Origin of the sequence: Pectobacterium jejuense (assembly GCF_026800125.1) — a bacterium.
Lineage (GTDB): Bacteria > Pseudomonadota > Gammaproteobacteria > Enterobacterales > Enterobacteriaceae > Pectobacterium > Pectobacterium jejuense.
This window is the reverse complement of sequence record NZ_JAPQKX010000001.1, coordinates 364490-384878: the sequence shown is the minus strand read 5'-3', so window position 1 is coordinate 384878 and position 20389 is coordinate 364490. Positions and strand designations below refer to the sequence as shown.

General features: G+C 53.1%; 19 protein-coding genes. 12 read left to right on the top strand and 7 right to left on the bottom strand.

What is annotated here, in order from left to right; genetic code table 11:
• Positions 1 to 56: 56 nt before the first annotated feature.
• Both infA and pdxR read left to right on the top strand, forming a co-directional pair.
• Positions 57 to 275, top strand: coding sequence for a translation initiation factor IF-1 (infA, locus tag NXT09_RS01780; protein ID WP_002211347.1), 219 nt, complete (start codon positions 57 to 59; stop codon positions 273 to 275).
• Between the two features lie 151 nt (positions 276 to 426).
• Positions 427 to 1872: a MocR-like pyridoxine biosynthesis transcription factor PdxR gene (gene pdxR, locus NXT09_RS01775; protein ID WP_268578634.1), complete on the top strand. Its 1446-nt coding sequence runs from the start codon at positions 427 to 429 to the stop codon at positions 1870 to 1872.
• On the opposite strand, the gene NXT09_RS01770 is transcribed toward pdxR, so the two are convergent.
• The 3 genes from NXT09_RS01770 to clpS all read right to left on the bottom strand — a co-directional run bounded on the left by NXT09_RS01770 (position 1873) and on the right by clpS (position 5207).
• Positions 1873 to 2352: a carboxymuconolactone decarboxylase family protein gene (locus tag NXT09_RS01770; protein WP_268578633.1), complete on the bottom strand. Its 480-nt coding sequence runs from the start codon at positions 2350 to 2352 to the stop codon at positions 1873 to 1875. It abuts the gene before it with no gap.
• 231 nt (positions 2353 to 2583) lie between these two features.
• Entirely contained in the window at positions 2584 to 4857 is a 2274-nt protein-coding gene (gene clpA / locus NXT09_RS01765; RefSeq protein ID WP_268578632.1) for an ATP-dependent Clp protease ATP-binding subunit ClpA, read from the bottom strand.
• A gap of 29 nt (positions 4858 to 4886) precedes the next feature.
• Positions 4887 to 5207 carry an ATP-dependent Clp protease adapter ClpS gene (gene clpS, locus NXT09_RS01760; RefSeq protein ID WP_005967385.1) on the bottom strand — a complete coding sequence of 107 codons (321 nt, stop codon included), beginning with the start codon at positions 5205 to 5207 and terminating at the stop codon, positions 4887 to 4889.
• A gap of 422 nt (positions 5208 to 5629) precedes the next feature.
• Here clpS and cspD point away from each other — a divergent pair, with 422 nt between their 5' ends.
• Positions 5630 to 5851, top strand: coding sequence for a cold shock-like protein CspD (cspD, locus tag NXT09_RS01755; protein WP_010277240.1), 222 nt, complete (start codon positions 5630 to 5632; stop codon positions 5849 to 5851).
• Positions 5852 to 5964: 113 nt separating this feature from the next.
• Here the strand turns inward: cspD and NXT09_RS01750 are convergent, their stop codons facing one another.
• A complete protein-coding gene (locus tag NXT09_RS01750; protein WP_268578631.1) occupies positions 5965 to 7629 on the bottom strand; it encodes an ATP-dependent endonuclease in 1665 nt (554 codons plus the stop codon).
• A gap of 326 nt (positions 7630 to 7955) precedes the next feature.
• On the opposite strand from NXT09_RS01750, the gene NXT09_RS01745 reads away from it, so the two are divergent.
• The 4 genes from NXT09_RS01745 to NXT09_RS01730 all read left to right on the top strand — a co-directional run bounded on the left by NXT09_RS01745 (position 7956) and on the right by NXT09_RS01730 (position 13515).
• Positions 7956 to 8855, top strand: coding sequence for a LysO family transporter (locus tag NXT09_RS01745; protein WP_268578887.1), 900 nt, complete (start codon positions 7956 to 7958; stop codon positions 8853 to 8855).
• Positions 8856 to 9044: 189 nt separating this feature from the next.
• Positions 9045 to 10697 (top strand): hydroxylamine reductase, encoded by a 1653-nt coding sequence (gene hcp, locus NXT09_RS01740; protein WP_039532868.1) that lies wholly within the window; start codon positions 9045 to 9047, stop codon positions 10695 to 10697.
• A 139-nt stretch (positions 10698 to 10836) separates the two neighbouring features.
• Entirely contained in the window at positions 10837 to 11862 is a 1026-nt protein-coding gene (gene hcr / locus NXT09_RS01735; RefSeq protein WP_268578630.1) for an NADH oxidoreductase, read from the top strand.
• A 216-nt stretch (positions 11863 to 12078) separates the two neighbouring features.
• On the top strand, positions 12079 to 13515 hold the full coding sequence (locus NXT09_RS01730) for a DUF2867 domain-containing protein (protein ID WP_268578629.1): 1437 nt from the start codon (positions 12079 to 12081) through the stop codon (positions 13513 to 13515).
• Here NXT09_RS01730 and NXT09_RS01725 read toward each other — a convergent pair.
• On the bottom strand, positions 13512 to 14339 hold the full coding sequence (locus NXT09_RS01725; RefSeq protein WP_268578627.1) for an N-acetylmuramoyl-L-alanine amidase: 828 nt from the start codon (positions 14337 to 14339) through the stop codon (positions 13512 to 13514). The genes NXT09_RS01730 and NXT09_RS01725 overlap by 4 nt on opposite strands.
• Before the next feature lie 184 nt (positions 14340 to 14523).
• Positions 14524 to 14847 (bottom strand): heavy metal-binding domain-containing protein, encoded by a 324-nt coding sequence (locus NXT09_RS01720; protein WP_005967367.1) that lies wholly within the window; start codon positions 14845 to 14847, stop codon positions 14524 to 14526.
• Positions 14848 to 15044: 197 nt separating this feature from the next.
• On the opposite strand from NXT09_RS01720, the gene artP reads away from it, so the two are divergent.
• The 5 genes from artP to artJ (NXT09_RS01695) all read left to right on the top strand — a co-directional run bounded on the left by artP (position 15045) and on the right by artJ (NXT09_RS01695) (position 18870).
• On the top strand, positions 15045 to 15773 hold the full coding sequence (gene artP, locus NXT09_RS01715) for an arginine ABC transporter ATP-binding protein ArtP (protein ID WP_280927623.1): 729 nt from the start codon (positions 15045 to 15047) through the stop codon (positions 15771 to 15773).
• A 20-nt stretch (positions 15774 to 15793) separates the two neighbouring features.
• On the top strand, positions 15794 to 16525 hold the full coding sequence (artJ, locus tag NXT09_RS01710) for an arginine ABC transporter substrate-binding protein (protein WP_010306421.1): 732 nt from the start codon (positions 15794 to 15796) through the stop codon (positions 16523 to 16525).
• Positions 16526 to 16536: 11 nt separating this feature from the next.
• Positions 16537 to 17253: an arginine ABC transporter permease ArtQ gene (gene artQ / locus NXT09_RS01705; protein WP_240585124.1), complete on the top strand. Its 717-nt coding sequence runs from the start codon at positions 16537 to 16539 to the stop codon at positions 17251 to 17253.
• Positions 17253 to 17921, top strand: coding sequence for an arginine ABC transporter permease ArtM (gene artM / locus NXT09_RS01700; protein ID WP_010277266.1), 669 nt, complete (start codon positions 17253 to 17255; stop codon positions 17919 to 17921). Before artQ ends, artM begins: the two co-directional genes overlap by 1 nt.
• Positions 17922 to 18138: 217 nt before the next feature.
• On the top strand, positions 18139 to 18870 hold the full coding sequence (gene artJ / locus NXT09_RS01695) for an arginine ABC transporter substrate-binding protein (protein WP_010306608.1): 732 nt from the start codon (positions 18139 to 18141) through the stop codon (positions 18868 to 18870).
• A 388-nt stretch (positions 18871 to 19258) separates the two neighbouring features.
• Here artJ (NXT09_RS01695) and rlmC read toward each other — a convergent pair whose 3' ends face one another.
• Positions 19259 to 20386, bottom strand: a complete 1128-nt coding sequence (gene rlmC, locus NXT09_RS01690; protein WP_268578626.1) for a 23S rRNA (uracil(747)-C(5))-methyltransferase RlmC — start codon at positions 20384 to 20386, stop codon at positions 19259 to 19261.
• Between the last annotated feature and the right edge of the window lie 3 nt (positions 20387 to 20389).

Sequence of the window (20389 nt, the reverse complement as noted above, 5' to 3'; positions counted from 1 at the left end):
TTTTTCGGCATTATCTTGCGGTTAAAAAATAAAGGTAGTTAGACCTAGAGGATTCGATGGCCAAAGAAGACAATATTGAAATGCAAGGCACCGTGCTTGATACGCTGCCCAACACCATGTTCCGCGTTGAATTGGAAAACGGGCACGTGGTTACCGCTCATATCTCCGGTAAAATGCGTAAAAACTATATCCGCATCCTGACGGGTGACAAAGTCACTGTAGAGTTAACCCCGTACGACCTGAGTAAAGGCCGCATTGTCTTCCGCAGCCGCTAACCGGTTCGCTCATCGCTGATCACAGCGATATATGAGGATGTGACTCCCTCCCCAGCCCTTCCCTTCATGGCAAGGGCTTTTGTTTTTTAAAACATTTTCCGGGGAGCCAACAGTTTCAGGGGCAACAGCCTGCTTGTCATGGATTCCCTATATGAAACCTGACTCTCCCCTATTTTCTCCCCTTTCCTTTCAGGAGAGTACGCCGCTCTATCGTCAGCTTTACGAGCGCGTGCATCGGGCTATCAGCACAGGCTTATTGTCACCGGGTGACCGTCTGCCTTCCGCACGTATGCTGGCGAAAGAGCTCGGCGTCGCACGCGGAACGATAGAACAGGCGTACTCGTTGCTGATTGCCGAAGGTTATCTGCAAGCTCGTGGGCAGGCAGGAACGCTGGTGAATCCCGATTTACCCTTAGCGCCAACGTCCATTACCGATGCGGCGGTATCCCCCTCAGCGCCAGACGATGAACAGAACATACTGTGGCGTCCATCGCAACTGTTGCCTTTCCAAATGGGCGTTCCCGCTTTTGACGCCTTTCCGCGCAAACTCTGGGCTCGACTGGGTGCACGCTATCTTCGCAGCATGCAGTTACCGGATTGGGATTACCCTGTACCTTATGGCTTGCCAGCACTAAGAAACACTATCGCCTCTTATCTACAAGTAGCGCGTGGCATTGACTGTACCGCCAGTCAGGTATTCATCACCTCTGGGTGGCGCACCAATTTACAACTCGCCGTTCTGGCCTTGCTGAAATCCGGGCAGCGCATCTGGGTTGAAGATCCCGGCTATCCGCCGACTCGCCAGTTGCTATCACAGTCTGGGTTATGTCCGGTTCCGGTCACCGTCGATCGTGAAGGACTCAACGTGGAGCGCGGTATCGCGCTGGCGAATGATGCCAGTATGGCCGTTGTCACGCCCGCGCATCAAAGCCCCTTGTCGATGTCGTTATCGCTTCCTCGGCGACAGGCATTATTGCAATGGGCAACCGAGCAGAATGCCTGGATAGTAGAGGATGATTATGATGGGGAATATCGCTACGTCAGTCGCCCACTTCCCGCGCTAGCCAGTCTGGATCGCAATGGTCGGGTGCTGTATGCAGGCACCTTCAGCAAGGTGTTATTTCCGGGGATTCGGTTGGCTTATTTGGTTGTACCGCTGGCGCAGATTGCCACCTTTGAACACATCAGCCGCATTTTCTTCGCTTCCGCATCGCCAACCATGACGCAGTCTATCGTTGCCAGCTTCATCGCTGAAGGCCATTTTGCCCGACACATTCAGCGCACACGACGCCTTTATGCAGAACGTCGCACCGCCACCATCGCTGCGCTACAAGGTATTTTGGGGAACCGCATACATATCGACGCGCAGCCCGGCGGCATGCATTTAGTGTTACGCCTGCCGGATAACATAAGCGATCGGCTGCTTGCCGACCGCTTGCTGGCTCAGGGGATTGCCGTCCAGCCACTATCACGTTGGGCTGTATCAGGAAACGGTGACAACGCACTACTCGCCAGCTTCACCAACTGCGCCACGATGGCAGAACCAGAGCGGCTTGCCACGCTGATTCTGGTCGAGCTTGAACAGCACAGGCGTTAATTAGCTCAGATTGGCTTTTTCCAGACCGTACAGCTTATCTGCGGAGCCGGGAACGACCTGAAACGCGACGCCCAAACGATTCCAGCCATTAATCGCGATAATCATGAAAGATAAGTCAGCCAGATCTTCTTCTGACAGCTGTTCACGAACGCGCGTAAACACCTCGTCCGGCACACCGTGCGGCGGAAGATGAGTCAATACTTCAGTCCACTCAAGCGCAGCACGTTCACGCGGGGAGAAAAGCGGTGATTCACGCCAGACAGACACATGATGCAGGCGTAGTTCGCGCTCCCCATTAATCTTGGCTTCTTTAACGTGCATATCAACGCAAAATGCACAGCCGTTAAGCTGAGAGGCACGCAGCGTAACCAGATGGCCTATTTCAGCCAGAAATGGTTTCTTGTGCAGAATGTTATTGAACTCCAGATACTTCTTGGCAGCATCGGGAGACTTGCTGTAGTAATCAAGACGTTGGCTCATAGTGAACTCCAAAACGAGACGGGATGAAAGAGAAGAGCGACAGCCGCATGCCAGTGACAACGCACAGGGCGACTACTCGGTAGCCAGAATTGTGCAAAATCTTGGCCTATCCGAAAAGATCCAAGAATCGTGTTTTTAACTGGACCATAATGCAAAATAGCGCACCAAGAGCGGTTTGCGGTCCAATAAAAAAGGGATGCCTCAGCATCCCTCTTAGATCACACGTATTGATTAATTAACGCTTTCTGCTTTCCGCTTCTGTGCGCTCTGGAAGCCGTACGTCAGCTGTTGCGTCTCTTTATCCAGTTCCACCGTAACAGAGCCACCGTCCACCAGCGAACCAAACAGCAGCTCGTTGGCCAGCGGTTTCTTGAGGCTTTCCTGCATCACGCGTGCCATTGGTCGGGCACCCATCGCTTTGTCGTAGCCTTTTTCTGCCAGCCAGTCGCGCGCTTCATCGCTCACTTCCAGCGATACGCCTTTCGCATCCAACTGCGCCTGAAGCTCTACGATAAACTTATCGACAACCTGCTGAATGACGTCAGTCGACAGATGGTTGAACCAAATAATGCCATCCAGACGGTTGCGGAACTCCGGCGTAAAGACCTTTTTGATCTCTTCCATCGCATCCGTACTGTTGTCCTGATGGATGATACCAATGGATTTACGCTGTGTTTCCCGCACGCCTGCGTTGGTGGTCATGACAACAATGACATTGCGGAAATCCGCTTTACGGCCATTGTTGTCCGTCAGCGTACCGTTATCCATCACCTGCAACAGCAGGTTAAAGACGTCAGGATGCGCTTTTTCGATCTCATCCAACAGCAGCACCGCGTGAGGATGCTTAATCACGGCATCCGTTAGCAGACCGCCCTGATCGTAGCCCACATAGCCCGGAGGTGCACCAATCAAACGGCTAACCGTATGGCGTTCCATGTATTCGGACATATCAAAGCGCAGCAGTTCGATATCCAGCGCCTTGGCCAGCTGTAACGTAACTTCCGTCTTACCGACACCGGTAGGACCAGCAAGCAGGAAGGAACCAACCGGTTTACGCTCCTGACCCAACCCTGCACGACTCATCTTGATCGATTCGGACAGCGCTTCGATTGCCTTGTCCTGCCCAAACACCAGCATTTTCAGGCGATCGCTGAGGTTTTTCAGCACATCGCGATCGCTGGCGGAGACAGTTTTTTCAGGAATACGGGCGATACGAGCGACAACCGATTCGATGTCACTCACGTTGACCGTTTTCTTACGTTTGCTAACCGGCACCAGACGGCTGCGCGCGCCCGCTTCATCGATCACATCAATCGCTTTATCAGGCAGGTGACGATCGTTGATGTATTTCACCGCCAGCTCTACCGCCGCACGAACCGCTTTCGACGTATAGCGAACATCATGGTGAGCCTCATACTTCGGCTTCAGGCCATTAATGATTTGTATGGTTTCTTCCACGCTAGGTTCAGTGATATCGATTTTCTGGAAACGACGCGCCAGCGCCCGATCCTTTTCAAAGATATTGCTGAACTCCTGATAGGTGGTCGAGCCGATAACGCGAATCTTGCCGCTGGAAAGCAGCGGTTTAATCAGATTAGCCGCATCAACCTGACCGCCAGACGCCGCACCCGCGCCGATAATCGTGTGGATTTCATCAATGAACAGAATGCTGTTTTTATCCTGTTCCAACTGTTTCAACAGCGCCTTGAAGCGTTTTTCAAAGTCACCGCGGTATTTGGTGCCTGCGAGTAGCGCGCCGATATCCAGCGAGTACAGCGTGCACTCCGCCATCACTTCCGGTACATCACCCTGCACAATACGCCAGGCCAGCCCTTCAGCAATCGCCGTTTTACCGACGCCAGATTCGCCGACCAGCAGCGGGTTATTTTTACGGCGGCGGCACAATACCTGAATCGTGCGCTCCAGTTCCTTATCCCGGCCAATGAGCGGATCGATACCGCCAACGCGAGCCAGTTGATTCAGATTGGTGGTGAAGTTTTCCATACGATCTTCCCCTCCTGCCTGTTCTTCATTGACGGGACTTTCAGGGTTCGGCGCCTGATCGGATTCTTCTTTACGCGTGCCGTGAGAAATAAAATTCACCACATCCAGACGGCTGACGTCATGCTTGCGCAGCAGGTAGGCGGCCTGAGACTCCTGTTCGCTAAAAATGGCGACCAGGACGTTGGCACCGGACACTTCGCTGCGGCCAGAGGACTGCACGTGGAAGACGGCGCGTTGGAGTACGCGCTGGAAGCTGAGCGTGGGCTGAGTTTCGCGCTCGTCGTCACTCTGCGGTAATGTTGGTGTGGTTTGCTCAATGAACGCTTCCAGTTCCTGACGCAGCGCAGCTAAATCTACCGTGCAGGCTTCCAATGCTTCACGGGCGGCTGGGTTACTGAGCAGAGCCAACAGCAGGTGCTCCACGGTCATAAACTCGTGTCGGTGCTCACGCGCTCTGGCGAAAGCCATGTTGAGACTGAGTTCCAGTTCTTGATTGAGCATAGGCACCTCTCCCAATAAATCGCCTGACTTCAGGCTTTTTCCAGCGTACAGAGCAGCGGGTGCTCATTTTCTCTGGCATAACGATTGACTTGTACGACCTTGGTCTCAGCCACTTCAGCGCTGAATACGCCGCAAATCGCTTTACCCTGATAATGCACGGTTAACATAAGCTGTGTGGCACGTTCAATATCATAAGAAAAGAACTTTTGCAGAACGTCAATAACAAATTCCATCGGGGTGTAATCATCGTTATTCAACACCACGTTATACATGGAAGGCGGCTGCAATTTTTCTTTCTGTTTATCGGCGGTCAGGTTCTCAGATTGTGACCACGTACTGTTGTTTCCCATTCTCTATCCACATCATGTAACGAATATCGCGACTCACGACATTGGTCTGTTTATTCCTAATAGATCCGAGAAGCAGGAGGTGAGCGCCTGCGACTTGAAAGATGACGGGTATCTCTACATTTACAGTAGCACGTCTGCTTTTTATTTTACCACCTGAGGGATTAAATGGTTCCCGGAAAGCAAAATTCAAGGCCTGTAACCGATATCTTGATTACGCAACACGATCGTGGGTTCATCAATAGCGTTATCTGCATCAAACTTTGACACACTGCCCTCCTTACCACGCGGTGGATCGCTTGACGCCGGGATCGATTTCACTAAAGTGTACGGATGAATTGATGGGGTTTTAATCAATTCGTATTCGTAGTAACCAAATAACCACACCTTACTGAAAAGAATACTCTTGCGAAGGATGTCAATGCATGGAGACAGGTACTGTTAAATGGTTCAATAATGCCAAAGGGTTTGGTTTTATCTGTCCAGAAGGGGGCGGTGACGATATCTTCGCGCACTACTCAACCATTCAAATGGATGGCTACCGGACTCTGAAAGCCGGACAGGTTGTCAGGTTTGATGTTCATCAAGGGCCGAAAGGCAATCATGCCTGCCTGATCGTCCCGCAAGTCGCCGAGGCCGCATCCTGACCCCTGCTACACCCTACACGTCTACTCAGAACACGCTACGCTAAACCGTAAAATGACTATAATGCGACAAATGCCGTTCGTTATATCGAACGGCATTTTTTTATATGTTTACACTAATCCGCACGCCCGCGGGCTAGCCACAGTACGCGGGAGAACATGCTGCGAATAAGCGGTGGGATTGCCTCGCTGCCCATCGCCGCGGCTTCCATCGCTACTTCAATCGCCAGATCGGGCTTGGATGAACGATGGATAGCCTTGATGATGATTTTATGCATCGAGAGCGGCACTTTTTCCGGCAACTGCGCGATGCGGTGATAAACGTGGCTGAATCCCTCACGGTACATGTAGTGTTCCATGTCCGATGCGGGCAAGACGGTCAAATGATCGCGCTCGCGCTCGTCCTGTACGGTTAACATGCTTTTTGCCGTCGCGGCATATTTTTTCCCTGCATCGTCGCCATCGACCAGCACATGCCATTCAATCCCCATATGACGTGCGAACCTCAGCAATGGCCGGAGCCCAGACTGGGCAAATTCAATCACTTTCACCCCTTCTGCCTCAAAATGATGTCCACATTGGCGCGCCAGTTCATTCAGCATCCAAACTTCGGTTTCCCCTTCCACCAGCAGCCAGCAGCGGGCAAAGAGTGACGCGGGTCGATTCATACGAATGTGAAATGCAATGCGTCGGCTATCTTCCGCACTCATCCCCTGGCGACCAATGCGGTATGTCGCCACCCGTGAGGATTCCCGCACCAGACGGCACACCTGCTCCATCGGCACCAGCGACAGCAGCTCGCCTGAATTCGTTGTGGTGACTTTTTGGAGTGGCAACTGCACCAAAAGCCCCCAGGCGACGGATAGCATAATCGGGTGCAGCCGGGTTTCCGGGTCTTCAATCAGCAAAAGCGGACGCGCATGGGGATCCAACGCAACCGCTCCTTTCGCCTGTAACAGCGTAGAAAACAACTCCAGCAGGATAATTCGGCGACTGCGGCTATTGGGATCAGCAATCAGGCGATTGATGTTGTCCAGCGATCGCCACGATTTACCGTTATGCGTTCGCGCATGCCGATGATGGCGCCGGTCATTACCTGTGGCATTCTGCTCGGAAAAATAGTGCTCCAGCAGTTGCCGCATCGCCACCAGCCCCTGACGCAGCTCTTTATCCGTCAGCTTCTGCGGATTTTGCACCAGTTCACGCATCAGTTGCTCGAACTGCTGAGCCAGCTTTTCATTGCTGCTATCTAACGTCGCAGCCAGCGTCCCTGAGCGCAAACGCCGCATAAAACGTGCGTCACGCAGCCGCAGCACCGGATGCAGGCGGATAATTTCTCTGGCCAGTTCATCAATATCATCCAGCGGTATCGGGTGCCCGTCGGCGTCCAGAAAGCTGCGCCAGGTGAAGACCGACTGACTTTCGTCCACCTCACCTTCTAATCGATAAAAAACGCGGTATAGCGACGCCTCGCCTTCCACCCAAACGGGACTAAGCGAACGGTAGCGAGGAGATAGATGATGGCCAGGTGCCGTCTCGCAGAACGTGAAAATAACCTGAAGGTGCTTTTCCCGACTATTTTCATCTCCCGGCGTGAAGTGAAAATCCTGCATATCAAAATGGTAAAGCGGCAACGTCGGTGCCAGCAGCAGCGAAAGCGCATCCAGCAGGCTTGATTTCCCCCAGGCGTTCTCACCAATCAGTACGTTGTTCTCGTCCAGCGCCAGCGACAAACGATTGATTCCCCGAAATCCCAGGATTTCAATACTTTCCAGATGCATCTTTCTCTCCTGTAGCAGCTGCCTGCGAGTTTATGCTGCAAAAATGCTCACTGTATAGAATATCCTGCCAGACAGCGCTTTACTCACTCCGATAATTTGTTTAATTTTAATAGATTATCGTTTTTCTTCCCGCCAAGTGTAGCCGATGAATCCCACGATGCTGTTAATGACGATGTTATCAACGCACGGTTTGTGTTTCTGCCGTGTCGATGCCTATCGGGTTAGAACTGAAGAAGAAAAGCCTCATGGTTTAACTACGGCAACCCCCGCCAATCCTAAAATACGGGTTAGCGCCGTTTTTCTCGCGTAAGGACATCAATTCTGTGATGTATTCAGGATTATTAATTATTTTATTACCGCTCATCATTGGCTATCTGGTACCGCTGCGCGGCAAAAAAGGATTACAGCGGGTTAACCAACTGCTGAGTTGGATGGTGTACGTTATTCTGTTTTTGATGGGCATAAGCCTGGCTTTTCTGGAAAATCTCAGCAGCAATTTGTTACTGATCTTCCGTTACACCGCCGTCTTCGCTTTCTGTATTGTCGCGGCAAACGGCATTGCCTTGTGGCTGTGGGAAAAACGCAGCGCATGGCGTAGCAAGTACAAAGACGCGACTCCGCCGTCCAGACTGCGAATGATCCTTGAATCGTTCAAACTCTGTGGCGTGGTATTCGGTGGTTTTTTGCTGGGCTTAACGCAATGGCCGGGGTTCACCTACGCCAGTAAAGGTAGCGAATATGCCCTGATATTCCTGCTCTTTCTCGTGGGCGTTCAACTGCGTAACAGCGGGATGACGCTGCGCCAAATCGTATTAAACCGTCGCGGTCTGGTCATCGCACTTATCGTCGGTATCAGTGCGCTCGGTGGTGGCCTGCTGGCCGCATGGATTCTGGGTCTGCCGCTGAAAACCGGTCTGGCGATGGCATCCGGCTATGGATGGTATTCGCTGTCGGGCATTCTGCTGACCGATGCCCTCGGGCCTGTCATCGGCAGCACCGCGTTTTTCAACGACCTGACTCGCGAGCTACTGGCGATTATGCTGGTTCCCGTGCTAGCACAGCGTAATCGCTCCGGTGCATTAGGCCTTTGCGGCGCCACCTCGATGGATTTCACGCTGCCCGTTTTGCAGCGCAGCGCGGGTATCGATGTCGTACCTGCTGCCATCGTACATGGTTTCTTATTAAGCCTCGCAGCTCCCATATTGATGGCGTTATTTTCTTCATAAGCGCACACTGAGCACCGTTTCCCCCCTCGTTTATGGGCTGTGATTGAGAGTGATTTTCATTGCCCATCGCCAAACTTGCGCTAAATCAAATTTACCTAAAGTTGCAGTAAAAAAGCCTTTTTACCTGCCTCGGCTAACACTATGCTTTAAACAAGCATTTAAAATGCAACTTAAAAAAAGGAAGTCATTATGTTTTGTGTGCAATGTGAACAAACGATTCGTACCCCTGTTGGAAACGGCTGCTCTTACGCGCAGGGCATGTGCGGCAAAACCGCAGAAACCTCCGATCTGCAAGACCTGCTGGTCGCTGTGCTGCAAGGGCTTTCTGCCTGGGCGCTGAAAGCGCGCGAGCTGGATATCATTGATCACGATGTCGACAACTTTGCGCCACGCGCCTTCTTCTCTACGCTGACTAATGTTAACTTCGATTCCCAGCGCATTATTGGCTACGCACAGGAAGCCATTACACTGCGTGAATCATTGGCTGTTCGCTGCCGTCTGCACGATGCCACCGCGACCGTAGATCATCCAATGGCAGCCCTGCAACTGGCGGGTAACGATATTCCGACCTTACTGCAACAGGCGGCGGATTTTGCGCTGGACAGCGATAAAGCCAGCGTTGGTGACGACGTTCACGGTTTGCGCATGCTCAACCTTTACGGCCTGAAAGGTGCGGCAGCTTATATGGAGCACGCCCACGTTCTCGGTCAGTATGACAACGCGATCTATGCCGAATATCACGCCTTCATGGCGTGGCTGGGTACACAGCCATCCGATGTTGACACCCTGCTGAACAACGCAATGGGCATCGGCAAAATGAACTTCAACGTTATGGCGATCCTCGACCATGGCGAGACTAATGCTTACGGCCATCCACAGCCAACCTCCGTTAACGTCCGCCCAATTGCGGGTAAAGCGATTCTGATTTCGGGTCATGACCTGAAAGATCTGCGCATGCTGCTGGAGCAAACCGAAGGCACCGGCGTGAATATTTATACCCACGGTGAAATGCTGCCTGCACACGGTTACCCAGAGCTGAAAAAATTCAAGCATCTGGCAGGTAACTACGGCAGCGGCTGGCAGAACCAGCAGACTGAGTTTGCCAAATTCCCTGGCGCAATCGTCATGACCTCCAACTGCATTATCGATCCAAACGTAGGCAACTACGGCGACCGCATCTGGACGCGTAGCATCGTTGGCTGGCCGGGCGTGAACCACCTGGAAGGCGACGATTTCAGCCCGGTTATCGAACAGGCACAGGGTCTGGCTGGTTTCCCATACAGCGAAATCGAGCACATGATCACCGTCGGTTTTGGTCGTGAAACCCTGCTGAGCGCCGCGGATACCGTAATCGATCTGGTTGCACAGAAAAAACTGCGCCACGTCTTCTTGGTTGGCGGATGTGACGGTAGCCGTGAAGAACGTAGCTACTTCACTGACTTTACGCTGAACGTTCCGCAAGATTGCCTGATCATGACGCTGGCTTGTGGTAAATACCGTTTCAACAAACTGGACTTCGGTACGCTGGAAGGCCTGCCACGTCTGCTAGATGTCGGCCAGTGTAATGACGCCTACGCGGCAATTATTCTGGCCGTTAAGCTGGCGGAGAAACTGGGCTGTGGCGTGAACGACCTGCCGCTGAGTCTGGTGCTGTCCTGGTTTGAACAGAAAGCGATTGTCATCCTGCTCACCCTGCTGTCCCTCGGCGTGAAGAATATCTACACCGGGCCAACGGCTCCGGGTTTCCTGACGGACAACCTGCTTGCCATTCTGAACGACAAATTCGGTATGCGAGCGATTACCACCGTTGAACAGGACATGAACACCATTCTGGCCGCTTGATAAATCAATGCGGACGGAGGAGCGCGTTCCTCGTCACGCAGCGTGAGGTGTCGGCATTGATGCCTCACGCTAAGCCCACTGTCTTATGGGCCGCCATTTTTACACGCTTCACCGTACCCGTTTGTTATGGAGATTGATTATGACTATGCCCGCACTACAGATTGGGCCGACACCGCTTTGCTCTAACCGCATGCAGGTACATTCGATTACTCAGGAAACGCCTGATGTCTGGACGATTTCACTGGTTAATCATGATTTTTATCCGTATCAGCCGGGTCAGTATGCGTTAGTCAGCATTGCCAACAGCGCGGAGACGCTACGGGCTTATACGATTTCATCTTCACCAGGCCTCAGCCGTTTTATTACCTTGACGGTCAGAAGACTGGACGACGGCGTCGGTTCCCGCTGGCTGACCCAAGCGCTGAAAGTCGGTGATTATCTGTGGCTGTCCGATGCACAGGGCGAGTTTACCTGCGCCAACGCGGTCAGCGATCGTTACCTGATGGCGGCAGCAGGCTGTGGCGTCACGCCGATTATGTCGATGTGCCGCTGGCTGCTGGCAAACAAACCGCAAACCGATATCCACGTTATTTTCAACGTGCGCAATCCGTTGCAGGTGATCTTCGCCAAAGAATGGCAGGATCTGGTGCAGCGCTATCCGCAGCAGTTGCATCTGACGCTGATGGCAGAGTTTGACGCTGCGCCCGGTTTCCTCTCTGGACGTATCAGCGGCGACCTGCTGGTCGAACACGTGCCGGATATCGCCAGCCGCACCGTGATGACCTGCGGCCCAGCACCTTACATGAACCAGATTGAAACCCTGAGTCAGCAGCTTGGCGTTGCCTCAAACCGCATCTTCAAAGAACAGTTCCGCCCGGCAGATGAAGTACTGGATGAAGATGCCGATCAGCTCACGCTGACCATCAGCCGTCCGCTGAAAAACCTGCGCGTTCCGGTCGGCATCAGTCTGCTGGCCGCACTGGAAGCCAATAAGGTGCCAGTTGTCGCCGCCTGCCGCGCCGGTGTTTGCGGGAGCTGTAAAACCCGCGTGCTATCTGGTAATTACACCACCAGCAGTACCATGACGCTAACACCAGCCGAGATCGAACAGGGTTATGTTTTAGCCTGTAGTTGCCAGCTGCAAGGCGACACCGTTCTGGCCTGATACGCCCGCGTTTTACCCCCTTCTGCCCGATAGCTTCAGCTATCGGGCAGGTAGGCTATGTTAAATCACGCTTGGTTTCAGACGAGCATTAACGCCATAGTTTTCATCGCTTTTTGCCCTTTCCCTATTCATCTTTTCCCGATTTGTCTTTTCCAGATTTGCCTTTTCCCGATTATAGTAAGCCATGGTTATATTTTGCTGTGGAGCCGCTGGCACATGACATCCCCCTCAGCCCCGATCCTGATTCTGGGCGCAACTGGCTACATTGGCCGCCATTTAACCGAACGCTTGAGCAAACAAGGCAACCGAGTCATCGCTGCCGGTCGGAATATCGAATCCCTCGCGTCACGCAATTGGCCGGGCGTCGACTGCCAGCAGGTTGATCTCGCTAAGCCAGAAAGCCTGCCTGATGGTCTGTGGGGCGCGGAGACGATCTATTATCTGGTGCACAGCATGGGGGACGGTGCGGACTTCGTCGCAAGAGAACGAATGACCGCCATGAACCTGCTGCTGGCACTGGCCTCCAGCAATGTAAAACAGATTATTTATCTGGGGTCGCTTCAGGCGAAAGACGATACCTCACCGCACATGCAGGCACGCCAGATCACGGGAGATGTTTTACGCAGCAGCGGTATTCCCGTCACAGAACTGCGTGCAGGCATTATTATCGGTACCGGTTCTGCGGCGTTCGAGATCATGCGCGATATGGTCTATAACCTGCCGATACTGACGCCGCCGCGCTGGGTGCGTTCTAAATCGTCCCCCATTGCACTGGAAAACCTGCTGGTGTATCTGATCGGCATCGCGCAGCATCCCGCGACAGAAAACCGCATCATGGATGCCGCAGGCCCCGAATACATCAGCTACCAGACCATGTTCGAGCGTTTCATCCAGATAAGCGGCAAACGCCGGTTGCTGATTCCCGTTCCCATGCCGACGCATCTGGTGTCCGTCTGGTTCTTGCATCTGGTGACCTCGGTTCCTCCCTCCATAGCCCGCGCCCTCATTCAGGGGCTAAAACACGACTTACAGGCCGATGGCAGCGAATTGCAGGCATTAATCCCACAAACGCTGATGAGCTTTGATGACGCCGTGCGCCTCACGCTGCAAAGCGAAATGGAGAGCGTACAGCAGGCCGACTGGGGCGATGATACAGAGGTCCGCGCACGCTGGAAGCCAAATTACGGTTTTTACCCTAAACAGGCAGGCCATACGATAGAGACGACAGCCTCCAGTCAGGCGCTCTGGCAAGTCATCCAGCAGGTCGGCGGCAAGGAAGGCTATTTTTACGCGAATACGCTGTGGAACATCCGCGCCCGGCTGGACGATCTTTGCGGTAACGGCGTCACTTATGGACGCCCCGAGCGTCCAACGCTGGAAGTGGGCGACAAGATTGACGGCTGGAAGGTTATCTCGATCAAGCCACAACGTCAGTTGGTGCTGTTATTCGGCATGAAAGCACCGGGGCTGGGGAAACTCAACTTTACTATCACGGACAAAGGCACTCACCGAACCGTCGACGTCCGCGCCCGCTGGCACCCTTCTGGGTTCAACGGGCTAGTCTACTGGTTCCTGATGATGCCTGCTCACCTGTTTATCTTCCGTGGTATGGCGGCGCGTATTGCGAAACTGGCAGAGAAGGAAACGGTTTAGCGGCTGCCGTATTTCTCCAGCAGCGCGTCGACAATCGCTTCACTCTGCGCATCCGGCTGGCCTTGATAGTTCTCGGGGCGGAAATGCATCTGGAAAGCGGCGATCACCTGCCGCTTCTCACGCGTGGTCATCGTGTCCTGCACCGAGTAGCCATAGCGCCCGAGCTTTTCCAGCAGAACCGCTTCATCCACCGGATGCATCGTCGGTCGTCCGTTTAAATAAAATGCTACCCGCTGCGCATCCGGCCAGGCACCAATGCCTGCTTGCGCCAGCGCCTGCCAGGGGAACAGCGGCCCAGGGTCTTGTTTGCGCTGTGGGGCAATATCGCTGTGCGCCACCACGTTCTGCGGCGCAATCTGATAGCGGTCGACAATATCGCGGGCGATCGCAGTCACAAGCTGAATCTGCGAGGCGGTAAACGGCTCCCACGTATAGCCCGTTAGCGTGCGTTGATAGCCTGCGTTTTCAATCTCAATACCAATTGAGGAATTATTCAGTCGACTAAATCCGCGCCAGCTGCTGGCTCCAGCATGCCAGGCTGCCTGAGATTCCGGCACCAGTTGCCAGGCAAGCAGCTTGCCGCGCTGCAAAGGTGGGTGGGCTGGAATCAGATAATGGGCGCTGACGTGCTCATCCGTCAGAATATTCAGCGAGGTGGCAAAGTCTTCCGCCGTATAGTGAATCACCAGAAAGCGGATACGCGATTCCTGCGCTCGCGACTGCAATGCCGTCTCCAGCACATAATTATTCTGTTCTTTCAACGAAGAGGCTGATTGGCAACCCGCCAACAACCCCAGCGCTATGCAGACCATCCATTTCAACATCGTTATTCCACTATATACGCTTTACACACCATCTCTTCGCCAACCCACTATATATACTCTAAATAATTCGAGTTTCAGGAAGGCGGCAAGAGAGAGAATCCCGATGAGCTTACTTGAGTAAGTGATTCGGGTGAGTGAACGCAGCCAACGCACATGCAACTTGAAGTATGACGAGTATAAGCGATTAGCGGCGAACTTTTACTGCAGTACCGCTAACGGTCACCATCAGCATACTGCCGTCCTTCCCGACGGTTTCATAGTCAAGATCAATGCCCACAATGGCGTTCGCCCCTAAATCTTCGGCTTGCTCCTGTAATTCTTTGAACGCAATCTGCCGCGCCTTACGCAGTTCCTTCTCATAGGCACCGGAGCGGCCGCCGACGACATCGCGGATACTGGCAAAAAAGTCACGGAAGATGTTCGCACCCAGAATGGCCTCGCCAGTCACGACGCCACAATATTCAGTAATGGTGAAGCCTTCCAGATTCGGCGTAGTGGATAATTGCATGTCGTCTCCTTTCACTACGTTTTAATGTCAATACTCAGCGCTGCTGATGAGAAAGCGCGTGCTCAGTCGTAAGTCACTATTTTGTGCTATTATTTAACCAACAAATCGCTTATTGGCAAATTTTAACCCACGGTGATTGCATAACTATTCTGCCGACGTTAACATTCGCCGCATCAATGTCTATTCAATTCTTACGCATGAGTATTCAACTAAACGGCATTAACTGTTTCTACGGCACATACCAGGCGCTATTTGATATCACCCTCGATTGTCCTGCGGGTGAAACGCTGGTGCTTCTTGGTCCCAGCGGTGCGGGAAAGAGCTCGCTGATACGCGTTCTTAATCTGTTGGAAATGCCACGTTCTGGCAAGCTTTCCATCGCCGGTAATCAGTTTGATTTTCAGCGCACGCCATCCGACAGCGCGATCCGTGAATTGCGTCAGAATGTCGGGATGGTGTTCCAGCAATATAATTTGTGGCCGCATCTGACCGTGGTGCAGAACCTGATCGAAGCGCCCTGCCGTGTGCTGGGGCTGAGTAAGGAAGAAGCGAAAGCGCGGGCCGACAAGCTGCTGACGCGCCTGCGCCTCAATGACTTTGCCGATCGCTTCCCTCTTCATCTTTCTGGCGGACAGCAACAGCGTGTCGCGATTGCCCGTGCGCTGATGATGGAACCTCAGGTTCTACTGTTTGATGAACCGACTGCCGCGCTGGATCCAGAAATTACCGCTCAGGTCGTCAACATCATCCGTGAATTGGCAGAAACCGGCATTACGCAGGTGATTGTGACCCACGAAGTTGAATTTGCCCGTAAAACGGCCAGCCGTGTGGTGTATATGGAAAACGGCCGCATCGTTGAACAAGGGGATGCGACGCACTTTACCCAGCCGCAGACGCCTGAATTCGCTGGTTATTTGTCACATTGATTACTATCAGGAAAATGATAATGAAAAAATTGATTGTTGCAGCCTTATTCGCCGTTGGTGCCGCCTCTGCTAATGCCGCAGACACTATCCGTTTCGCGACGGAAGCCTCCTACCCTCCGTTCGAATTTGTCGATGCTAATAACCAGATCCAGGGTTTTGATATCGATCTGGCCAATGCGCTGTGCAAAGAAATGCAGGCAACCTGCACGTTCAGCAATCAGGCTTTCGACAGCCTGATCCCTGGCCTGAAATTCCGTCGCTTCGAAGCCGTCATCGCGGGAATGGATATTACGCCTGAACGTCAGCAGCAGGTGTCGTTCACCCAGCCTTACTATGATAACTCCGCGCAGTTTATTGCCCAGAAAGGGAAAGTGGCCGATATCGCCGCGCTGACAGGCAAACGCGTTGGCGTACAGAATGGCACCACCCACCAGAAATACCTGATGGAAAAGCATAGCGATATCAAAACCGTGCCTTACGACAGCTACCAGAATGCCGTACTGGATCTGAAAAATGGTCGTCTGGATGCCGTGTTCGGTGATACCGCCGTAGTTAACGAATGGCTGAAACAAAACGATACGTTGAGCACCGTAGGCCAGAAGGTGACGGATAAAGGTTACTTCGGTATCGGTCTGGGCATCGCCGTGCGCCAGAACAACGATGAGCTGCTGAAGAAATTCGACACTGCGCTCAACAAAATCAAGCAGGATGGTACTTACGAGACCATCTACAAAAAATGGTTCCAGCAGTAATCTGACGCTCAATGATTGAATTTCAACCTCTTGCAAGCGCCGCCGGGATGACCGTCGGCCTTGCCGTTTGTGCACTGGTGCTCGGCCTCGTGCTGGCGATGCTGTTTGCCGTTTGGGAAACTGTCCGCTGGAAAGCCGTTAGCTGGACGGGAACCGCCGTCGTGACGCTGCTGCGCGGCCTGCCAGAAATTCTGGTCGTGCTGTTCATCTATTTCGGCTCTTCTCAGCTGCTGATGATGCTGGCAGACGGGTTTACCCTGAATCTCTTCATCGTGCATATTCCGGTAAAACTGGATATCGGCATGTTTGAAATCAGCCCATTCCTGTGCGGCGTGATTGCGCTGGCGCTGCTGTATGCGGCCTACGCCTCCCAAACGCTACGCGGCGCGCTGAAAGCCGTTCCGCAAGGGCAATGGGAATCGGGTCAGGCGCTGGGACTCAGCAAAGCCGCGATCTTTTTCCGTCTGATTATGCCGCAGATGTGGCGTCACGCCCTGCCGGGATTGGGTAATCAGTGGCTGGTATTGCTGAAAGATACCGCGCTGGTGTCGCTGATCAGCGTGAACGATTTGATGCTGCAAACTAAAAGCATTGCGACACGGACGCAGGAGCCCTTTACCTGGTACGTTGTCGCGGCGGCGATCTATTTGATTATTACGCTGTTAAGTCAGTACGTGCTGAAACGCATTGAACTGCGCACCACACGTTTTGAGCGGAGGCCTTCCTGATGCTCGCTTATTTACCTGAGCTCGTAAAAGGCCTGCATACCAGCCTGACCTTAACGGCGGTCTCCATCGTCGTGGCACTGGTGTTGTCGCTGCTGCTGACTGTGGTGCTGACGCTCAAAACGCCGGTCATATCGCTGTTGGCGAAAGGCTACATTACGCTGTTTACCGGTACGCCGCTGCTGGTGCAAATCTTTCTGATTTACTACGGCCCTGGGCAATTTACCTCTATCCAGCAAATCCCCTGGCTGTGGAACCTGCTTTCACAGCCGTGGCTATGTGCGATGGTGGCACTGGCGCTCAATAGCGCGGCTTATACTACGCAGCTGTTCTATGGCGCGGTAAAAGCGATTCCCGCCGGGCAGTGGCAATCCTGTGCCGCGCTGGGCATGGACCAGAAGCAGACATTACGTATTTTGCTGCCGTTTGCGTTTAAACGCGCGCTGTCTTCTTATTCAAATGAAGTGGTGCTGGTGTTTAAGAGTACCTCACTGGCTTACACCATCACGCTGATGGAAGTCATGGGCTACAGCCAGTTGATGTACGGCCGGACGTATGACGTGATGGTGTTTGGTGCCGCTGGGATTATCTACCTGTGCGTCAACGGGTTACTGACGCTGCTGATGCGCTGGGTCGAGCGTCGTTCGCTGGCATTCGAACGCCGCAATTAATCCTTATTGCATTTATCCGCACATTTATCTACTTAGAAAGCAGGCTTTGATAGCCTGCTTTTTTTATTGCCAGTTGATGTAAAAACATGCAATAAATCGAATCATTAATCATTTTAATTGCATATAAATTCAATCAATGGCATGGTAATCGCCATGACGTCGGAACCCTTCCGCAAGTCTATTGATGAACAATAAGAAAAACAGACAGGAGTAGGTAATGAAAAAATTAGTGCTCGCCACGTTACTGGCAGGAATCGCCTTCAGCGCCACCGCCGCAGACACCATCCGTTTTGCATCATCAGCTACCTACCCGCCATTTGAGTCACTGGACGCCAGCAACGAAATCGTCGGTTTCGATATGGATCTGGCGAAAGCGCTGTGTAAGCAAATGCAGGCGACCTGTACGTTCACCAATCAGGCGTTTGACAGCCTGATCCCGGCGCTGAAATTCCGTCGCTATGACGCCGTGATTTCCGGTATGGACATCACGCCAGAGCGCAGCAAGCAGGTCGCGTTCACGCAGCCGTACTATGCCAACTCAGCCGTGGTTATCGCGCAGAAAGGGAAATTCAGCGACTTTGCCGCGATGAAGGGCAAACGCATTGGTATGGAAAACGGCACGACACACCAGAAGTACATGCATGATAAGCACCCAGAAGTGCAAACCGTTTCTTATGACAGCTACCAGAACGCGGTACTGGATCTGAAAAACGGCCGTATTGATGGCGTATTCGGTGATACCGCCGTCGTCAACGAGTGGATTAAAACGAACCCTGAACTGGCAACGGTTGGCGAGCATGTAACTGACGCGGAATACTTCGGCACCGGACTTGGCATTGCCGTTCGTCCTGATGACAAAGCGCTGCTGGAGAAACTGAATAAAGCGCTGGACGCCATCAAAGCGGACGGCACGTACAAAACCATCAACGACAAGTGGTTCCCGCAATAAGGTTCGATCTGAGCGGTATGATATCGCATGAAATCATGCATATAACGCCGCTTTTTTGTCGTCCAGGCGTAAGAAATTGCGCTGAGGTGATCGTTACCGTCGAGTGAGCGGCAGGACGCCGCGAAAGACAGTGCCGCGTCGGGAACGCGTCACTGGCGGCTCGAAAAACGGGAACGACCACCGAAGGCACCGCGCAGCGGCGCAATTCACGCCAAAAGCCAGTGGTCAAGGAGCTGCGGCAGTTGAGCGCTCCTTGTCGGGCGTGTGATGAAATCATAGAAAAGCACCAGAATTGACACGCCCGAAACTTTCATACTGTCGAACATGGATACAATAACGTAGTAAACTGTCATCAATATATTGTTTTATTACATATAGTTATCGCTTATCAAGCGCGTTTCAGTAACGTCAGCACTTCGTAATGCGCCGTGTGCGGGAACATGTCGAACAGCTGTACGCGCAGCGCACGGTAATTCGTCAGCTCGGTCATGTCTTTCGCCATGCTTTCCGCGTTACAGCTGGAATAGAGAATATAGTCCGGTGCCATGCGGCTCAGGTAGGCGCACAGTTCACTGCCGATACCACGGCGCGGCGGGTTGACTAGCACCAGATCCGGGATTTCCGCTTTAGCGGTCGCAAACTGCGTTGAATCCAACGCCTGAAACTCCACCTGCTTCAATCCTAACTGTTCCGCAGAGCGACGCGCGCAGGCTATCGCCTCAGCGCTGATTTCAATCCCCGTCAGACGCATCTCCGATGACGCACAATGCAGGCCAAAACCCCCTACCCCGCAAAACAGATCCCACATGCTGGTAATATTCAGCTCTGCCACCCAGTCGCGAGCCGTCGCATACAGGGCGGCTGCCACCTGCGGGTTCGTCTGGAAAAAGCTTTGTGGCCGGATATACAACGGCACCTGATTGAACTGTTCAGCCAGCGCGGCAGCATCACTCAGGATAATTTCCGTTTTCCCTTCCATAATCGCCTGATGCACGGGCTGAATATTGGCGGATATCACCTCAAGCTGAGGCAACTGCTGCTGTAGCCAGGGCAATGCGGCACGCAGCTGCGCCAGCTTGGTTTCCGAGCGTAAGACAAAGCGCAGCATGAATGTGCCGTGCTGCGTACTTTCCGTCAGCAGCAGGTATTTCAGCTCCCCGCGGCGTCGAGCCACGTTATAAGGCGTTAGCCCCGCCCGAGCGATGAAGACTTTAAGCACGTCGAAAATCGGTGCAAAGCTGGACGGATAAAGCGGACAATCGCAGAGATCCACCGCCGTTCCATCACGATGTAGCATCCCCAGCAGCGGGCGTTCCACGCTGCCACTCACCACCATTTTGGCTTTATTACGAAAGGCAGACTGCGCAGAAGGCTGCACGGGCAACCAGCGCTGCACGGCATGCGGTTGTAGCAAACCTTCAAGATGCTGCTGTTTATCAGACAATTGCTGCGGGTAGGCTTTTTCCAGCCATTGGCAGGAACGACAGGTTCCCGTGCTGTAGCGGGCACAATGCATAGA

Coding starts and splice junctions, on each gene's coding strand:
- infA (WP_002211347.1), top strand. CDS start 57: ATGGCCAAAGAAGACAATATTGAAATGCAAGGCACCGTGCTTGATACG.
- pdxR (WP_268578634.1), top strand. CDS start 427: ATGAAACCTGACTCTCCCCTATTTTCTCCCCTTTCCTTTCAGGAGAGT.
- NXT09_RS01770 (WP_268578633.1), bottom strand. CDS start 2,352: ATGAGCCAACGTCTTGATTACTACAGCAAGTCTCCCGATGCTGCCAAG.
- clpA (WP_268578632.1), bottom strand. CDS start 4,857: ATGCTCAATCAAGAACTGGAACTCAGTCTCAACATGGCTTTCGCCAGA.
- clpS (WP_005967385.1), bottom strand. CDS start 5,207: ATGGGAAACAACAGTACGTGGTCACAATCTGAGAACCTGACCGCCGAT.
- cspD (WP_010277240.1), top strand. CDS start 5,630: ATGGAGACAGGTACTGTTAAATGGTTCAATAATGCCAAAGGGTTTGGT.
- NXT09_RS01750 (WP_268578631.1), bottom strand. CDS start 7,629: ATGCATCTGGAAAGTATTGAAATCCTGGGATTTCGGGGAATCAATCGT.
- NXT09_RS01745 (WP_268578887.1), top strand. CDS start 7,956: ATGTATTCAGGATTATTAATTATTTTATTACCGCTCATCATTGGCTAT.
- hcp (WP_039532868.1), top strand. CDS start 9,045: ATGTTTTGTGTGCAATGTGAACAAACGATTCGTACCCCTGTTGGAAAC.
- hcr (WP_268578630.1), top strand. CDS start 10,837: ATGACTATGCCCGCACTACAGATTGGGCCGACACCGCTTTGCTCTAAC.
- NXT09_RS01730 (WP_268578629.1), top strand. CDS start 12,079: ATGACATCCCCCTCAGCCCCGATCCTGATTCTGGGCGCAACTGGCTAC.
- NXT09_RS01725 (WP_268578627.1), bottom strand. CDS start 14,339: ATGTTGAAATGGATGGTCTGCATAGCGCTGGGGTTGTTGGCGGGTTGC.
- NXT09_RS01720 (WP_005967367.1), bottom strand. CDS start 14,847: ATGCAATTATCCACTACGCCGAATCTGGAAGGCTTCACCATTACTGAA.
- artP (WP_280927623.1), top strand. CDS start 15,045: ATGAGTATTCAACTAAACGGCATTAACTGTTTCTACGGCACATACCAG.
- artJ (WP_010306421.1), top strand. CDS start 15,794: ATGAAAAAATTGATTGTTGCAGCCTTATTCGCCGTTGGTGCCGCCTCT.
- artQ (WP_240585124.1), top strand. CDS start 16,537: ATGATTGAATTTCAACCTCTTGCAAGCGCCGCCGGGATGACCGTCGGC.
- artM (WP_010277266.1), top strand. CDS start 17,253: ATGCTCGCTTATTTACCTGAGCTCGTAAAAGGCCTGCATACCAGCCTG.
- artJ (WP_010306608.1), top strand. CDS start 18,139: ATGAAAAAATTAGTGCTCGCCACGTTACTGGCAGGAATCGCCTTCAGC.
- rlmC (WP_268578626.1), bottom strand. CDS start 20,386: ATGCATTGTGCCCGCTACAGCACGGGAACCTGTCGTTCCTGCCAATGG.